Source organism: Sphingomonas sp. NFX23 (assembly GCF_049887795.1).
GTDB lineage: Bacteria > Pseudomonadota > Alphaproteobacteria > Sphingomonadales > Sphingomonadaceae > Sphingomonas.
The window spans coordinates 302,822-318,938 of sequence record NZ_JAGEKH010000003.1 but is presented as its reverse complement, the minus strand read 5'-3'; the positions used below and the strand labels follow the sequence as shown (position 1 = coordinate 318,938).

Annotated in this window: 14 protein-coding genes; 13 read left to right on the top strand and 1 reads right to left on the bottom strand. The window is 66.1% G+C overall.

Features of this window, described 5'->3' with window-relative positions:
* The first annotated feature begins 5 nt into the window (after positions 1-5).
* From tssB to J4O76_RS09120, 11 genes are all read left to right on the top strand, one after another.
* Positions 6-563, top strand: coding sequence for a type VI secretion system contractile sheath small subunit (gene tssB, locus J4O76_RS09170; RefSeq protein WP_200924187.1), 558 nt, complete (start codon positions 6-8; stop codon positions 561-563).
* A 28-nt stretch (positions 564-591) separates the two neighbouring features.
* Entirely contained in the window at positions 592-2,082 is a 1,491-nt protein-coding gene (gene tssC, locus J4O76_RS09165; protein WP_056488959.1) for a type VI secretion system contractile sheath large subunit, read from the top strand.
* A 44-nt stretch (positions 2,083-2,126) separates the two neighbouring features.
* Positions 2,127-2,612, top strand: coding sequence for an Hcp family type VI secretion system effector (locus J4O76_RS09160; RefSeq protein ID WP_056488962.1), 486 nt, complete (start codon positions 2,127-2,129; stop codon positions 2,610-2,612).
* 77 nt (positions 2,613-2,689) lie between these two features.
* On the top strand, positions 2,690-4,132 hold the full coding sequence (locus J4O76_RS09155) for a hypothetical protein (RefSeq protein ID WP_426281426.1): 1,443 nt from the start codon (positions 2,690-2,692) through the stop codon (positions 4,130-4,132).
* Between the two features lie 22 nt (positions 4,133-4,154).
* Positions 4,155-4,862, top strand: coding sequence for a type VI secretion system accessory protein TagJ (locus J4O76_RS09150; RefSeq protein WP_426281425.1), 708 nt, complete (start codon positions 4,155-4,157; stop codon positions 4,860-4,862).
* Positions 4,859-5,371, top strand: a complete 513-nt coding sequence (locus tag J4O76_RS09145) for a type VI secretion system baseplate subunit TssE (protein ID WP_426281423.1) — start codon at positions 4,859-4,861, stop codon at positions 5,369-5,371. The genes J4O76_RS09150 and J4O76_RS09145 overlap by 4 nt, the downstream gene beginning before the upstream one ends.
* Positions 5,371-7,287: a type VI secretion system baseplate subunit TssF gene (gene tssF / locus J4O76_RS09140; RefSeq protein WP_426281421.1), complete on the top strand. Its 1,917-nt coding sequence runs from the start codon at positions 5,371-5,373 to the stop codon at positions 7,285-7,287. The genes J4O76_RS09145 and tssF overlap by 1 nt, the downstream gene beginning before the upstream one ends.
* Entirely contained in the window at positions 7,251-8,291 is a 1,041-nt protein-coding gene (tssG, locus tag J4O76_RS09135) for a type VI secretion system baseplate subunit TssG (protein WP_426281420.1), read from the top strand. The genes tssF and tssG overlap by 37 nt, the downstream gene beginning before the upstream one ends.
* Positions 8,288-10,942 (top strand): type VI secretion system ATPase TssH, encoded by a 2,655-nt coding sequence (gene tssH, locus J4O76_RS09130; RefSeq protein ID WP_426281419.1) that lies wholly within the window; start codon positions 8,288-8,290, stop codon positions 10,940-10,942. Before tssG ends, tssH begins: the two co-directional genes overlap by 4 nt.
* The gene (locus J4O76_RS09125) at positions 10,943-12,973 is read left to right on the top strand and encodes a protein kinase domain-containing protein (protein ID WP_426281418.1); all 2,031 of its coding nucleotides are present in this window, start codon (positions 10,943-10,945) and stop codon (positions 12,971-12,973) included.
* Positions 12,974-12,980: 7 nt separating this feature from the next.
* A complete protein-coding gene (locus J4O76_RS09120; RefSeq protein WP_426281416.1) occupies positions 12,981-13,820 on the top strand; it encodes a glucosaminidase domain-containing protein in 840 nt (279 codons plus the stop codon).
* Between the two features lies 1 nt (position 13,821).
* Here J4O76_RS09120 and J4O76_RS09115 read toward each other — a convergent pair whose 3' ends face one another.
* Positions 13,822-14,310 carry a hypothetical protein gene (locus J4O76_RS09115; RefSeq protein ID WP_426281415.1) on the bottom strand — a complete coding sequence of 163 codons (489 nt, stop codon included), beginning with the start codon at positions 14,308-14,310 and terminating at the stop codon, positions 13,822-13,824.
* Positions 14,311-14,424: 114 nt separating this feature from the next.
* Between J4O76_RS09115 and J4O76_RS09110 the strand changes: the two genes are divergently transcribed.
* Together J4O76_RS09110 and J4O76_RS09105 are read left to right on the top strand one after the other, a co-directional pair.
* Entirely contained in the window at positions 14,425-14,640 is a 216-nt protein-coding gene (locus J4O76_RS09110) for a hypothetical protein (protein ID WP_426281414.1), read from the top strand.
* A 92-nt stretch (positions 14,641-14,732) separates the two neighbouring features.
* Positions 14,733-16,091, top strand: a complete 1,359-nt coding sequence (locus tag J4O76_RS09105; protein ID WP_426281413.1) for a hypothetical protein — start codon at positions 14,733-14,735, stop codon at positions 16,089-16,091.
* Positions 16,092-16,117: the final 26 nt, after the last annotated feature.

Genomic DNA, 16,117 nt, shown 5'->3' with positions numbered 1-16,117 from the left:
CAAACATGCTGATGGACAAGAGCGGACAGCGCTTCATCCGCGAAAACCGGAAACCACGCGTCCACATCGAATATGAGGTGGAGACCTACGGGTCCCGACAGAAGATCGAACTGCCTTTCGTGATGGGCGTAATGTCGGATCTGTCGGGCAAGAGCGACGTTGAGAAGAAGCCCTTCGAACAGCGCGACTTCCTCGAGTTCGACATGGACAATTTCGAGGAGCGGATGGACTCGATCGCCCCCCGTGCCGCGTTTGCGGTGGAGAACAGCCTGACCGGTGAAGGCCGGCTTGGCGTCGACATCACGTTCAGGACGCTCGAGGATTTTTCGCCCGGCAGGATCGCGCGCACCGTTCCAGCGCTCGCCAAGCTGTTGGAAGCACGCGAGCAACTCAACGACCTCATGCTGTACATGGACGGCAAGGCGGGTGCGCAGGACCTGCTCGACCGTGTGCTGAAGGATCCTGCGCTGATGCAGGCGCTTGCTGAAGAGCGTGCACGAGAGGATGCGGCCGCAGCATCCGACGCCGTGTCCGCCATCGACCCCGACGGCACCGAGAAGTGACCGCGAACTCGCAAACTGGAGACAGGTGATGGCCGAACAGATGGTGCAGGACCACGCGTTGCAGCCGACCGTGCAGGACGCCGTGGTCGACGATTTTACCGCGTTGCTGCAACGCGAATTCAAATCCGGCTCGGACGCCAAGCAGGCGCGGATCGAGCAGGCGGTCAAGACGATGGCGCAACAGGCGCTGGCGGATACCGCGGTGATCGGCGAGGACGTCTACCTCACGGTCGACGCGCTGAAGGCGGCAATCGATCGGAAACTTACCGCGCAGATCAACCTGATCCTGCACCATCCCGATTTTCAGGCGCTCGAATCGGCGTGGCGCGGCCTCTGGTATCTGGTCGGGAACACGTCGACCGGGCGCGATCTCAAGATCCGCGTGCTCAACATCTCGAAGGAAGAGACGCGGCGGCAGTTGCGGCAATATCGCGACGCTGCCTGGGATCAGAGCCCGTTGTTCAAGAAGCTGTACGAGCAGGAGTTCGGACAGCTTGGCGGCCAGCCCTACGGTGCGGTGATCTGCGACTACCAGTTCGATCACTACGGCCCGGACCTGGAAGTGATGAAGGGCCTGAGCAAGATCGGCGCCGCGGCGCACGCCCCGTTCATCGCCGCGGCGGCCCCGCAGTTGATCGGCATGGACAGCTGGCGACAACTCGCCAATCCACGCGACATCGCCAAGCAGTTCGATGCGACGGATTACATGGCGTGGCGATCGTTCCGCGCCTCGCATGACAGCCGCTATCTCGCGCTGACCCTGCCACGGTTCCTCGGTCGCCCGTTGTACGGTGCCTTGACCGAACCGGTCGCCGATTTCTCGTTCGAGGAAGAGGTCGATGGCAACCACGATAATTACCTCTGGCTCAACGCGTCCTATGCGTTGGGTGTAAGGATCACCGAGGCGTTCAAGACCTATGGCTGGTGCACCCGCATCCGCGGCGTGGAATCCGGCGGCACGGTCGAGGATCTGCCGGTATCGCTGTTCCCGACCGACGAGGGCGGCGTCGATGTCAAATGCCCGACCGAGATCGCGATCTCGGACCGTCGTGAGGCCGAGCTGTCCAAGGCGGGGCTGATGGCGCTGATCCACCGCAAGAACACCGACCACGCGACCTTCATCGGCGCGCAGACGGTGCACGAGCCCAAGGCCTACGAAGATCCGGACGCCACCGCCAATGCAAACCTGTCAGCGCGGCTTCCGTACATCTTCGCCAGCTGCCGCTTCGGCCATTACCTGAAATGCATGGTCCGCGACTGGATTGGCGGCACCCGCGAGGCACCGCAGCTCGAACGCGACCTGCAGAGCTGGATCATGCAGTATGTCGATCTGCAGCCCGAGCATTCGAACGAGAACACCAAGGCCAGGAAGCCGCTCAAGCAGGCTAACGTCCAGGTGCTGCCGGACCCGGAGAACCCGGGCTATTACCGCGGCATCTTCCAGATGGTGCCGCACTACCAGCTGGAAGGCATGGACGTGACGCTGAGCATGGTCTCGCGCCTCCCCAAGTCGAACTGATCCACAACGTCCTGTTTCCGTTTTTTACTGTCTAGGAGATCATCATGGCCGTCGAAATGTTCCTCGATCTCGATGCGTGCAAAGGCGAATCGATTGCGAATGGTCACGAGAACCAGGTCGACATCCTCGCCTGGAACTGGGGTGTCGCCAACCAGGGCTCCGGCCATCTGGGCGGCGGCTCCGGCACCGGCAAGGCGAGCTTCCACGATCTGACGATCACCAAATACGTCGACAAGGCGACCAGCACGATCCTCGAGAACTGCGCCAAGGGCAAGCATTTCACCAAGGCGACGCTGTTCTGCCGCAAGGTCGGTGGCGACGCGCCGCTTGAATATCTGGAGATCGAGATGGACCAGGTGTTCGTATCCGGTGTCCAGCATGGCGGCAGCCTCGGCGACGAGCTGACCACCGAGACGGTCACGCTCAACTTCGAGAAGGTGAACGTCAAGTACAAGCCGCAGTCCGCCACCGGCGGTTCGGCTGGTGACATTCCCTTCAAATGGGACATCCGCAAGAATCAGGCCGCCTGATCCCCGCCATGGATACGTTCGCCGCCGGGGCTTGGGCCCTGCGGCGACCACGACGTTTTGATCAGCGGAGCCGAGGAATGTCGATCTTCTCATCGAATACGACCTATCCGCTGGTCGTGTTTCGCGGCACGACGGCGACGCTGCTCCGGGCCGGCGGCGGCACGGCACCGCCCGGCTTGCAGGCGGAGGATGTCGTCTACACGGCAGAGCTCGACCGTGCATCGTACAAGCTGGTCGTGCGGTCGCCTCTTCTTCACACCGAAATCCTGCTCGCGGTAGGGCGTCAGATGTCGACCAGGATCGCGCCCGAATTCGCCGCCGAATTCAAGCGGACCGGTACGCTGAGCGCCAACAGCCCGATCCTCAAAAAGGCGGCCAGCGATGTGCCGTTGTGGGTACAGCAGGCGGGACAGGGCCAGAAGGCCGGCCTGCGACGCTGGCGCAAGGCGAAGGTCGAAAACGCGCTCACTTGCGCCAAGTGCGTGATGGGGCTGGTATCGTCCGGCGCGGGACTGGCCAGTGCCGCCGCATCGTTCGGCGTGACGTCCATTCCCGCCATATTCGGCGCATGGTCGGCGGTCGCGACCACGATCGGCGCGCTCGCCGGCGCGTGGCGAGACGTCCAGACGTCCGAGGCGAACGTCATGCGCCACGTGCGCAAGATGGGCGAGGCGTATGGCAGCCAGTTGCACGGCGCTCAGTCGAACCGCGGCGTGGCGAAGAAAGCTGCGCTCGGCGGGAAGGCCGTTGCAAACATCATGGCCACCAACCTGAAGCTGAACCAGCTTCCCTTCGCCAACGGACGATCGCTGGGGCCATCGGTATCGGGCTTTCAGAGTGCGATCGCCGAATATGAGGTCAAACTGTCGCACCTCGTCAAGGAGGCGAACGCACTCACCGCGATCCTCATGGACCTTCTGGACGTCGACGAGGAGCTCGCGATGTCGACCGACCCCAACGACAGGGCAAAGCTTGCGACCAACGAGGCGCTCGCCGTGCGGATCATCGGCGACGAGCGCGGTACGGCCGGCGTCTCGCGCAAGCGAGACGGATTTCGCGGCCAGGTGTCGATCCTCTGGCTGAAGACCTATTACGATGTCGGGCGCGTGATCGCACAGAAGATGCGGACGCAGGTCCAGCAGTTTCAGCGCGAAACCACGATGAACCGGTTGGATGCGGCCGAGCAGGGCGGCGCACTCGTCTTCGGAGTCGGCATGTGGTTCGCGGGCCAGACCGAAGCATTGACGAGTGGATCGCTGATGGGGTTCGCCAGCAAGGTCGGTATCGTCACGGACAGCGAGGTCCCGAACGTGACGGGCATCATCGGTGTTGCCACCACCCTCAACGAATGGCGCGCCTCGGCCGGCGGTGTGATCAACGCGCTGCGGCACAACTATCCTGAGGAAGCGAAGTCTTCGATCTCGGAGGATTGCAAGGTCGAGTATCTCGCGACGTCGAAGGAATTCGGCCTGGGCGCGCTGGACGCCTACAGCGCGGTGAAGGGTGCGGTTGCGGCATGATCGCGCCGCTGAAAGGCCTCGCATGACGCGTTCGACCCTGGCTGGCCCCGAGATCGAGGCTGTTGTCCGCGCCGGCGACCTGTCCGGCGCGGTGGCCGCGTTGGCGTCGCGTCTGCGCGCCGCACCCGGCGATCGCGATACCCGCATGGTCCTGTTCCAGGTCCTCTGCGTCGGCGCGGACTGGGACCGCGCACAGGCGCAGCTCTGCGTGCTGGGCGGTCAATCTCCCGATCTACAGGTGCTCGCACGCGCTTATGCGCAGGCGATCGAGGCGATGAAGGCGCGCGACGGCGAGATCGCGGAAGCCGATTTCACCGACGCGCCGGATACGCCGGGCGAGGTTGACGGCCAGCGGTTCGATTTCCTGTTCGACGGCGACACGCGGTTCGGCCCGAATCTCGAGGCGGTCGTCGGTGGTACGAGGAGGCTGATCCCGTTCGCGACCATCCTCTCGATCGACACCGAGGGCCCCGTCGACCTGCGCGACCTGGTCTGGTTGCCCGCGCAGATCCGGTTGCGCGACGGCAGCGGGCTCGCCGCGCTCCTGCCCGTGACCTACCCCGGCACCGCCGCCGAAGCGGATACCATGCTGCGGCTGGCTCGACGCACCGAATGGCGCGAACATGGCGGCGGCATCCACGGGGTCGGCCAGCGGATCTGGACGACCTCAACCGGGCATGACGTGCCGATCCTCGAGTTTCGCCACCTTAGCTTCGAGAACACCGCATGAGTGGTCCGCAACCGACGCTGTTCGACAAGCTGGTGGGCGATCTCGCGCTCGACGGGCTACGCGACGATTCCGACGTCGAGAATCTCGACCGCGCGCTCCGGCATTATGCCGTGCCGCGGCTTGATCGGTTCGGTGACAAGGCGTTGCGGGCGACACTGCTGCGCGAGCTGAACTGGTTGCTGAACACCACCAATCTGGCCGCCGTCGCCGACCTTTCCGCATATCCCGAAGTCGCGCTGTCGACGCTCAACTACGGCCTCGGCGATCTGACCGGCAAGATGCTCTACCGCCAGGAACTGCAGCAGCGCGCGCGCGACATGCGCGAGGCGATCGGCCGGTTCGAGCCGCGGATCGATTATGGCAGCCTGGACGTCGAGGTCGACGTCGATCCGGATCGTCCCAACAGCGTCGGCTTCGTGATCCGCGGGGACCTTGCGGACATGGTGCCGGTCGAACTGCGGACCGAGGTCGAGATCGACACCGGCAGCGTATCGTTGAGGGTCGGCTGATGGATCCGCGTCTTCTCCAGGCCTATAACGACGAACTCGTCTACCTGCGCGAGGCCGCGCGCGAGTTCGGAGAAGAGCATCAGACGGTCGCGGGCCGGCTGGGCCTGCAGTCTCCCGCCGAAGTCGACCCCCATGTCGAGCGGCTGCTGGAGGGCGTCGCGTTTCTCGGTGCGCGCGTGCAACTCAAGCTGCGCGATCAGTTTCCTGATTTCACCCAACATCTGCTGCATGCGCTCCAGCCCAATTACCTCGCGCCGACGCCGTCGATGTGCGTGGTGGCGTTCGAACCGCGCGAGAATGACGGCGCGCTGGCCGATGGCATCGACATCCCGCGGCTCAGTCACCTCAATGCGCTCGCTGGCGAACGGGACGGCGCGACCGTCACGTTCCGGACCGGGCACGACGTGACGCTCTGGCCGTTGCAACTGACCCAGGCGGAGTATCTCCCGTCGCGCGCATCGCTGGCACCGTTCCTCGGCAAAAACGCTGGGGGCAAGGACGCTGGGGGCAGGGACGCAGGGGGCAGGGGCGCCGTGGAGGGTGCCGAGGCCGGGCTTCGGATCCGCCTGACCGCGACGGGCGGCGCGAAATTGTCGGAGCTCGCGCCCGGTCCGCTCCCGCTCTACCTCGATGGGTCACAGGCGATCCCGGGCGAGCTGTACCGGCAACTGGTGGCGGATGCGGTGTCGGTCGTATTGTGCCCTACCGACAGCGTTGGGGCTCCTTCGGCGGATCTGCCATTGCCGCGTGCCCATGGCTTCGAGGAAGAGTGCGCGCTGATCCCCAGCGACGGACGGACGCATCGCGGATACCGTCTCCTGTCCGAATATTTCGCCTGTCCCGAACGGTTCCTGTTCATTGCGCTCGACGGACTGGCTCGTCGCTTCGCCGCGTGCGGCGAGGCGACCGAATGCGACGTGGTCATCCTGTTCCGCCGCCGCGCCACCGCGCTCGTCGGATCGGTGACCGCTGCCAACCTGCGGCTGTACGCGACCCCAGCGGTCAACCTGTTCGAGAAGCAGCTCGACCGGGTCGCGGTCACTGCATTCGATCATGAGCGGCTGACGATCGCCGATCGCACGCGCCCGCTCGATTTCGAGGTCAACCGGTTGCTCGACGTCCGCGCGCACCGACGTGACGGTGGTACTCTGCCGGTGGTGCCGATGCACGACTTTGCCGGGTTGTCGTACGATTGGAGCGACGCCTTGTTCTACGCCACGCGCCTGACGCCGCGACGTCTCCCCGCACGCGAGCGCCGGGCGAATGGACGGTCCGATTACGTCGGCACGGAAACGTGGATCAGCGTATCTGCACCCGCCCGCGCGAGCAGGACGGAGGACATCCACGAACTGTCGATCCGCGCACTGGTCACCAACCGCGATCTGCCCGAACGGATGGGCCGCGGTCGCGGCACCGCCTTCTCGATCGACGGCGTGGCGGTCAGCGGCATCACCATGCTGCGGCCGCCGACGCCGCCGCGTGCGCCGCTCGGGCTGAACGACGGGGCGTGGCGGGTGATCGCGCATCTGACACCCAACCAGTTCGGCTTTGCCGGCCGCGGCACGGACGAATGCGACGCGGGCGCACTGCGCCATCATCTGGCGCTGTATGCGCGGCCCGAGGATGCCGTCGCCCGGCGCCAGGTCGAGGCGGTCAAAACGGTACGTGCCGAACCGGTATCGCGGCGCGCTCCGGGTGCGGGACCCAGCGCGTTCGTGCGAGGCCAGCGCCTGCATCTGGGTCTCGACGAGGCCGGGTTCGACAATGGCCGGATGGTGCTGTTCGCGGCGGTGATCGATCGGTTCCTTGCCGAGTTCGCCTCGATCAACAGCTTCACCGAAACCGCACTCGAAACCACGGGAAGGGAGGGCGTGACGCAATGGCCAGCAAGGCTCGGTCGTCGACCGACCATCTGACGTACCTGCGTCTTGGCGCCCAGCGCGTGCAGGCACTCGCCCCGTTCGAGCTGCTGCGCGGTGCGGAGGCGCGGGCGCGCGCGCTGCCGCGGATCGGTACCGCGCGGCTGCCGCAGCAAGACGTCGTCGAGATTGCCCAGACGCCGTCGCTGGCCTTTCCTGCCGCGACCATCGAAGGCATCGCGGTGGACGACGAGCGCGCGCGCGTCGAGGGGCACTGGCTTGGCCTGACGGGGCCCATGGCGCCGTTACCGCTGCACATCAGCGAGTTCGCGTCGTATGAACGGCGCTACTCGAAGCAGCGCCCGTTCAACGGCTTTCTCGACGTCATCGCCGGACGGATGCTCCAGCTGTTCTATCGCGCCTGGGCGAGCACGTCGCCCACCGCGAGCGGCGATCGCCCCGATGACGATTACGCCGCTGACCGGATCGCGGCGCTGTCGGGCGCGCAGGACGGCGCAACCGACGATTCCGCCTTCCCGGCGCGCGCGCGGCTCCGATATGCACCGGTGTTCATCACGCCGCGCAGCCCGGCGGGTATCGCAGACGCACTGTCCGATCTGATGCGGATGCCGGTTCGTCTCACCGAATTCATGCCGCGCTGGCGCGACCTCGAGCCGGAGGATCGCTCCACGCTTGGCGGTAGCATGATGGTGCTCGGTCGCGAGGCGCTGGCAGGCGGACGTGTCCGCACGGTCGCCGACGCGTTTCGCGTGACGGTCACCGCCGGGAGTCACCGCGAGGTGATCGCGCTGTTGCCGGGCGGCGGTCGCCACCGGTTGCTGGAGGAGGCGATCGCGGCCTTCGTGCCGACGCATCTCGATTGGGATGTGGAAATCGAGACGTTGCCTGCCGCGATGCGGCCCGCTCGGCTCGGTAGCGGCTCCCGGCTCGGATGGACCGGGTGGCTCGGATCGCGATTGGAGACCGGCTCGCGCGCCGATATCCGGCTCGGCGCCGGCGCGCGGACGATGACGCAATCCCAACGGAAGGAACCGGCATGACGGATATCAGACGGCAGGTGCTGTTCGGGAAGCTCGGCCCCGCCGCGACCCGTGCGATCGAGAGCGCAACGGGGTTCTGTCGCCTGCGCGGCAACCCGTACGTCGAACTCGTCCATTGGCTGCATATGCTGGTGAAGGATCGCGATACCGACGTCGCGGCGCTGGTGCAGACATGCGGGCTCGACGAGGCGCGTCTGTCCGCGGATATCGTGACGGCGCTCGATCGATTGCCGTCAGGTGCCACGGCGGTCAGCGATTTCGCACCCCAGATCGAGGATACGGTCGAGCGTGGCTGGCTCTACGCGTCGCTGCTGTTCGGCGCGGGCGAGGTGCGTACCGGGCATCTCCTCGTCGCGATCCTGAAGACCCCGCGGCTGCGCGAGCATCTGTTCGCGATCTCGGAGACCTTCCGGCGCCTCTCCGCCGATACGGTCGTCGACCGGTTCGAGACGCTGGTCCAGGGAAGCACGGAGCGGACGATGTCGGCAGCCGCTGCGGATAGTCCGATGACTGGCGGCACCGCTGCGGCGCCGACCGCGGGCGGCGAGGCACTCGCGCGCTATGCGGTCGATCTGACCGCACGCGCCCGCGCCGGCGAGATTGATCGGATCGTCGGGCGCGACCCGGAAATCCGGCAGATGATCGACATCCTGCTGCGTCGTCGCCAGAACAACCCGATCCTCACGGGCGAAGCGGGCGTCGGCAAGACTGCGATCGTCGAGGGTCTCGCGCGCCGTATCGCCGATGGAGACGTGCCACCCGCGCTCGCCGACGTGTCGCTCCATGCGCTCGACCTCGGGCTCCTGCAGGCGGGGGCGGGGGTCAAGGGCGAGTTCGAAAAGCGGTTGCGGCAGGTCATCGACGAGGTCGAGACCGCCGCCAGGCCGGTGATCCTGTTCGTCGATGAGGCGCATACGCTGATCGGCGCTGGAGGGCAGGCAGGCACCGGCGACGCGGCGAACCTGCTCAAGCCAGCGCTCGCCCGCGGTCGCCTGCGGACGATCGCGGCGACGACCTGGGCCGAATACCGCCAATATGTCGAGAAGGACCCCGCGCTCAGCCGCCGGTTCCAGCCGGTCGCGGTCGGCGAACCTGACGACGAGACGGCGGTGGCGATGCTCCGCTCGGTACGCGAACCGATGGAGCGGCATCACGGCGTGACCATTCTCGACGAGGCGCTGGACGCGGCGGTGCGGCTGTCACAGCGCTACATCCCCGCGCGCCAGCTTCCCGACAAGGCCGTGAGTCTGCTCGACACCGCCGCGGCACGCGTCGGCGTGTCGCAGCACGCGACGCCTGCGCGGGTCGAGGACGCCCGCAGCCGGATCGCCCGTGTCGAGGCGGCGCTGGAGGCGGCCGAACGCGAACAGCGCCAGCGCTACGCCGACGGCGCGGCGGCGGCACCGCTCGCCGAGACGCTCGAACTCGCCCGCGCCACGCTCGTCGAGACCGAGACGCAATGGCGCGCCGAGCGCGATGCCGTCGCGGCAATCCACGCGGCGAGGGACGCACTCGGGGACAACGAAGCCACCGGCACAGCGCTGGACCACGCCATCGCCGCATCGCGCGGGTTGCGCAGCGATCAGCCGATGGTCTTCGGTGAGGTCGATGCCGACACCATCGCAGCGGTCGTCGCCGACTGGACCGGCGTCCCCGTCGGCCGCATGGTCAAGGACGACATCGCCGCGGCCCTTGTTATCGAGGACCGCCTGAAGGAGCGCGTCGTCGGCCAAGACGCGGCACTCGACGCGATCGCACGCCGCATCCGGATCAGCCGCGCCCGGCTCGATGATCCGGTCAAGCCGGTCGGTGTGTTCCTGCTCTGCGGACCATCCGGCGTCGGCAAGACCGAGACCGCTCACGCGCTCGCCGAACTTCTCTATTCCGGCGACGACAGCCTGATCGCGATCAACATGAGCGAGTTCCAGGAAGCACATACCGTCTCGACCTTGAAGGGCGCGCCGGCCGGTTATGTCGGCTTCGGCCAGGGCGGCGTGCTGACCGAGGCGGTCCGGCGGCGGCCCTATGCGGTCGTCCTGCTCGACGAGATCGAGAAGGCGCACCCGGACGTCCACGAGATGTTCTTCCAGGTGTTCGACAAGGGCTATATGGAGGATGCGGAAGGGCGGTTCATCGACTTCCGCAACACGTTGATCCTCCTCACCTCGAACATCGGCACCGACACGATCGCGGCGTTGTGTGCGGACGATCTCACCGCGCCGGACGGGCCGAGGCTGGCCGACGCGATCCGCGACGACCTGTTGCAGACCTTTCCGCCAGCCCTGCTCGGTCGGCTCAAGGTGCTCGCCTATCGGCCGCTCGATGCTGCCACGCTGACCGCGATCGTCCGCCTCCAGCTTGGGCGGATTGCCCGGCGGATGGCCGACAATCACGTGATCCGGCTGCGCTGGGACGAGGCGGTCGTCGACCTGATCGTGTCGCGCTGTCGCGAATCGGCATCGGGGGGGCGCATGATCGATGCGATCCTGACCGGTGACGTCTTGCCGGAACTGTCGACGATGGTGCTCCGTGCGCAGGCGCTCGGCGACCTTCCTGCCGAGATCGCGCTGTGGGTCGACGACGACGAACTCGCCTTCCGCGCAATCGAGATGACCGGACCGCAGATCGTTCGAGCGGAAGCGGCCGAATAGATGGACACCGGCATTCGCGATCCGCACGAGAGTTCGCCGGCGATCGCGGCAGCGTTCGGGTTGAGCGCGGGCACCATCCTGAACGGCATCTACCGGATCGACCGGTTCCTGACGCGTGGCGGCATGGGCGACGTCTATCTCGGCAGCAATGTCGAGACCGAGGAGCTGGTGGCGATCAAGGTCATGTTGCCGCGGCTCTCCGAAGACCCGAAGATCCTGTCGCTGTTCCGCAGCGAGGCGCGACTGCTGATCCGCGTCGCGCACCCGGCAGTCGCTCAATACCGTGTGTTCGCGCGCGATGCGACGCTCGGCGTGCATTATCTCGTCACCGACTTCATCGACGGCGACGCATTGTCCGCGCGCTTGCATGGCGAGGTTCCTGGGCCTGACGAAGTCGCGCGATTGATCCGGCGGTTGGCGGGCGGACTGCGAGTCACGCACGAGCTCGGCGCCGTCCACCGCGACATGTCGCCCGACAACATCCTGCTTCCCGGGGGGCGGATCGACGAGGCCAAGATCATCGATTTCGGCATCGCGAAATATGTCGAGCCCGATGATCGGACGGTCGTGATCGAGGGGTTCGCCGGCAAACTTGGGTATGTCGCCCCCGAACAGTTCGGCCTGTACGGCAACCGCATCGGCCCGTGGACGGACATCTACAGCACCGCGCTCGTCCTGCTCGCCTTCGCGCGGTCCGAACCGATCGACATGGGACGGACCATGTCCGAGGCGATGGAGCGCCGATCCAGCGTGCCGGATCTGTCCGCGCTGCCCGATAGTCTGCATCCGCTGTTCCGCGCCATGCTGCAGCCGGACCCGGCCGAGCGTCCCGCGTCGATGGATGCGGTAGTCGGAGCGCTCGATAGCGCACCGATCGTCCGGGCCGCGACGCCTGCCGCGTCGCCCGCCGCTCCACCTGCCGGCCGGCCGGCCGCGCCGTCGGCCAAGCCGTCAGCCGGCCCGACGGTCGCGCCGCCCGCCACGCCGAAACGCGCAGGCCGCCCTAAGTCCAGGCCGGCTCGATCGGTCGACAAGAAACTGGTCGTTGCGCTCGTCACGGTCATCGTCGCGTCGGTGCTGGTATGGCTGGCGTGGCCCGGCACGGACTCGCAGCCGTCTCGTCCCAAGCCGGCGCCTGCCATTCCCACATCACGGCCTGCAATTGCGTCGGTTCGATCGATGCCGCCCGCAACGCCCTCTGCAACGCCGCCGCAGTCCTCCTCACCGGCTGCGCAATCCCCGCCGATCGGCAGTGCGCTTCCACCCTTGTCGATCGTTGCGGCTACCAGCGCCGTCCGGCGCCGGGGAACCGCTCTGTGCCGGAGGAACGGCGGCACGACGATCACCGCGACGATCGACGGCATGGTCGACACGCGTACGGCAACGCTGGTGTTTGTCTCGCCGTCGGGCAAGCCGCGGACACTCGTTTCGGGCAGCGCGGAGCAATGGGCACGATCCGCGGATCGGCGTGGGACGGTTCTACAGGATGGTGCGGGACGATACCGCGTACGGCTTTGCGCGAACGAACCGGGGAACGCGGTCCTGGCGGTTCTCGATGGCGCGTCCTCGTTGCCGGTATTGCCGGCGGCGTCGGCGGGAGCCAGCATCGAACGCTACCGCAGCCTTGCCGTTCGGAAGAACTGGCCCGTGATCGTGTCCTGGATCGTCCTTCCGGCGACTGCCCAGACACGAATCGGTCGGGGATTACCCGGCACGTCCTCGACGCCGATCGCCGACGGTTACCCGGTGCAGGGGGCGACCTCCGTCGGAACGGAAACATCTTCGGTTTCCCCGCCGACCAAGGCATCCGCGTTTTGTCGCCGCTACAGAGAGGGGCGCTGGCAGGATGTCGGGGTACGCAGCCGCGACGCCTGCATTTCTGCCGCGCTCAAGCGTGGGTTCTCGGGCTATGCGCAATACGGCTTTACGTTGCTGCGGCGGTATGACGGTCACGTCGAAACCAAGGTAAACGGGCAGTGGGCGCGTCTCGACTCTCGGGCCGACGGCCGCCCGGCGGCATCGTCGCGGTAGACGGGACATGGCGGGCTATCCTCATGTCACGATCGGCGGCGCGGTCGGCCGGGGCGGCGTCAATCGGTCGACGGATGTGCGCGCGATCCAGCAATTGCTAAACATTCGGCGATCCGCCTGGTCGTCGCGGCCTTTGCGCGTGGACGGGATGTGCGGGACCCAAACGCTTCGTGCGATCGCCGAGGCGCAGTACCGCCTCGTCGGTCGACCGCGCTCCGACGGACGCATCGATCCGAATGGCCCCACCTTGCGGTTGCTCAACGCCATGCGCTCCGTGCCGCGCGCCGCACCCCGCGCGACCTCGACGCCGTCGCCGGTATTACCGCGTGCTGTCCTACCACCCACGCCGCGACCGGTATCGCACGCCGTACCGGCCCGGCGTGCTGGCCGCGAGCCCCCCATCGAGGTGATCGATGCGGCCCGGCAGTCGGAACAGCGCTGGCACGTTCCCGCCTCGATCAGCATTGCCCAGTGGATACTCGAAAGCGGCGAGGGCCGGCATATGCCGCCCGGGTCGAACAACCCGTTCGGGATCAAGGCGGCGGCGGGGCAGCCGTCGGTCACGGTGCGCACGCGCGAAGAGACTCGCAGCGGCCGATCCTTCCACATCCGCGCACCGTTCCGAAGGTTCGCAACCCTGGCCGAGGCGTTCGAAGCGCATGGCCGGCTGCTCGCCACGCACCGAGCCTATGGCGAAGCGCGTCGCCATAGCGATGATCCCGACGCCTATGCCGACGCACTGACCGGGCGCTACGCTACTGACACCCACTACGGAACATTGCTCAAGACGATCATGCGCAGCCGGGACTTGTACCGCTACAACGCGCCGGCAGCAGTCTCGCGATAGCCTATTTCAGCATCGAAAAACATGCGCCCATCCGGGCAGCGATCGACTGATACCGGTTGGCCGTCTTTGGGTATCGCAACTGGAAGATTGCCAACTGGTCGCCGCGTTGCAGCACCTTGCCGTAGAATATCGTTCCGGCTCTATCGGCACCCGACACGACGCGCCAATTGCCACGTCCCGCAGCATAGGTCGTTCGACCTCCTCGACCGGCAAGATCAGCTGCGACCTCCTTTGCGGTAGCGTCGATCCCGGCGTTCAGCACGTCGTTGCGGCCGAAAACGGTGAGCGTTCCACCGTCCGCGGCACGAAATACACGGCCGTCGCCGTTTGGCGCTTCTGCCTGCGCCTTCAGCGCCGCCGGGTAGCAGATTTGGAATCGATACCGATCGTTTACGTAGCGACCCCATGTATGTTCGGCGTTGGCGGTGCCAGCGTTGAAACCTGCCGCCAAACCAAAGGCTAGTACCACAGATCGCATAACGAGTTTCATTGGAATACTATCCCGCTCTCAGCGCAAAGCTATAATCCTTTGGAAATGAAAAATAAGTGCCCTCGACCCGATTTAGTAGCGTTGTCATTGGAGCACTAGGATTAGAAAGTGATAATGGCGCGATCGACGTCGGCAGCACCGATCGACGCTCATGCCGCCGTACCCGCAGACGGCGCGAGTTGCGACGAGAACGAGACGGTGCTGATCGTCAATACCGACATACGGCGACTGTCGAGCGACGAGGAGCTGCTTGCGGTGCCCGGCCCCCCGCCGCCTCCGACCGACGCGTCCGCCGAATATGTCATTCGTAGCGTAGAGCGGCTCATCTGAAATCCGGCTGAAGTGCACCGAAAGCTATTGCCGTCCTCGTAACCCCAGGCGCGACGATCCCGTCGCCACCGTCCAGGAGAGGAGATGGGATCGTGCCAGCTGGCCCGCCGCGCGAGAAGATCAAATTGTACACTCACACGCTCGGCGGCGCCCTGCGTGGCGCGGGTAAGCACGAGTTCGACGATCGCTTCGACGCAATCCCACTGGTTGTCATCGCCGAGGTGCCGAACCGCGTCGCCGCCGACCTCAATAAGCACGGGCAACTCTACCAGCACGTGGTGGCCCACGTGTCGAAGACAATGCAGGCCATGATTCGAGACAAGATCGCGCCGAAGATAAATTCGTCCTGGCCTGTGGACGATATCCTGCGGGCAAGCGTCAGCAAGATCTTGGCGGATAACAGCCCGGGTGTCGGAAAAGCGATCGAAGCACAGATCGCCCAGCACTACAGCACTCTTGGCGAGTGGCATGCCGTCCGCAAGCACACCGCGATAGACGGCGCCATCGTCACCGTCACGCTTTCACTCAGCGCCGCGGCGTTCGGCCTCTCCGGCTTTACCATGGGGGTGAGCGGCGCGGCGGCGATCATCGGGCTGGTGCGCGGCATCATCGACGGGATGGAAAAGCTCGTACAATGCTGGAAGACCGTCGACGAATGGGGCGTCCGCATCGACAACGACGTGAAGTCGCTCGATCGGGCCTATGATCGGGGGATGGGCGCTGGGCGAGCCACCCAGATCGGGGGCGGCGTTCTTAGAAGCAGTGGCTTGGGCAAGGCCGCGACGCTCGTCAGCGGTCGCGATTTGACGCCGTCGATCGCATCGATCGAGGGCAACATTGCCGTGTATCGCGGCAAGGTCGCCCATCTTTACGCGTTCCTCGATCGGATGACGATGCGGCTGGTGGAACTGCTCGATCAACAGCAAGTGCAGGACAACGAGCGCGTGGCCCGAAGCATCGCGGCGCTACTCGAGGGACGCGGCACGGCGCGCGGACGTCTTGTCGGCTTTCGGGGGCGTTACACGATCCCCGTCGGCATCGCGATGTGCGCGGAGCGCACGAAGACGGCCGAGACGTATGCGACGAAGCTGCGTGATCTGCGCGCACGTGACGGCCGCGCCGGGCTTGTCGAGATGGCAGTACAGGCGGCGGAGGTAACGACCAACGCAGGTTTTGCCGCGATAAACTACCCCGCGATCTTCAACGGGGCCGGTGGCGGGTCCGCGGCAGCGACCTTCGCGGTGGATGGCGAAGGATCGGCGGTTACCGCTGCGGCGTTCGGAATGTTCAACGATGCGATCGGGACGCTTAAGGATGCGTTCGGGATCATGAAAGGCGCGCTTCCGGACGATCCCGGCACCGCGGCCAGGGAACGCGAGGTGCGGCTGGAATTCGCGGCGTTGCCGGGAGCGCCCCCGCGCGCCGCGCCCGCGCGCCGGCATTCGGCCTGAAATCGATATTCGAGAGCCAGACGCTT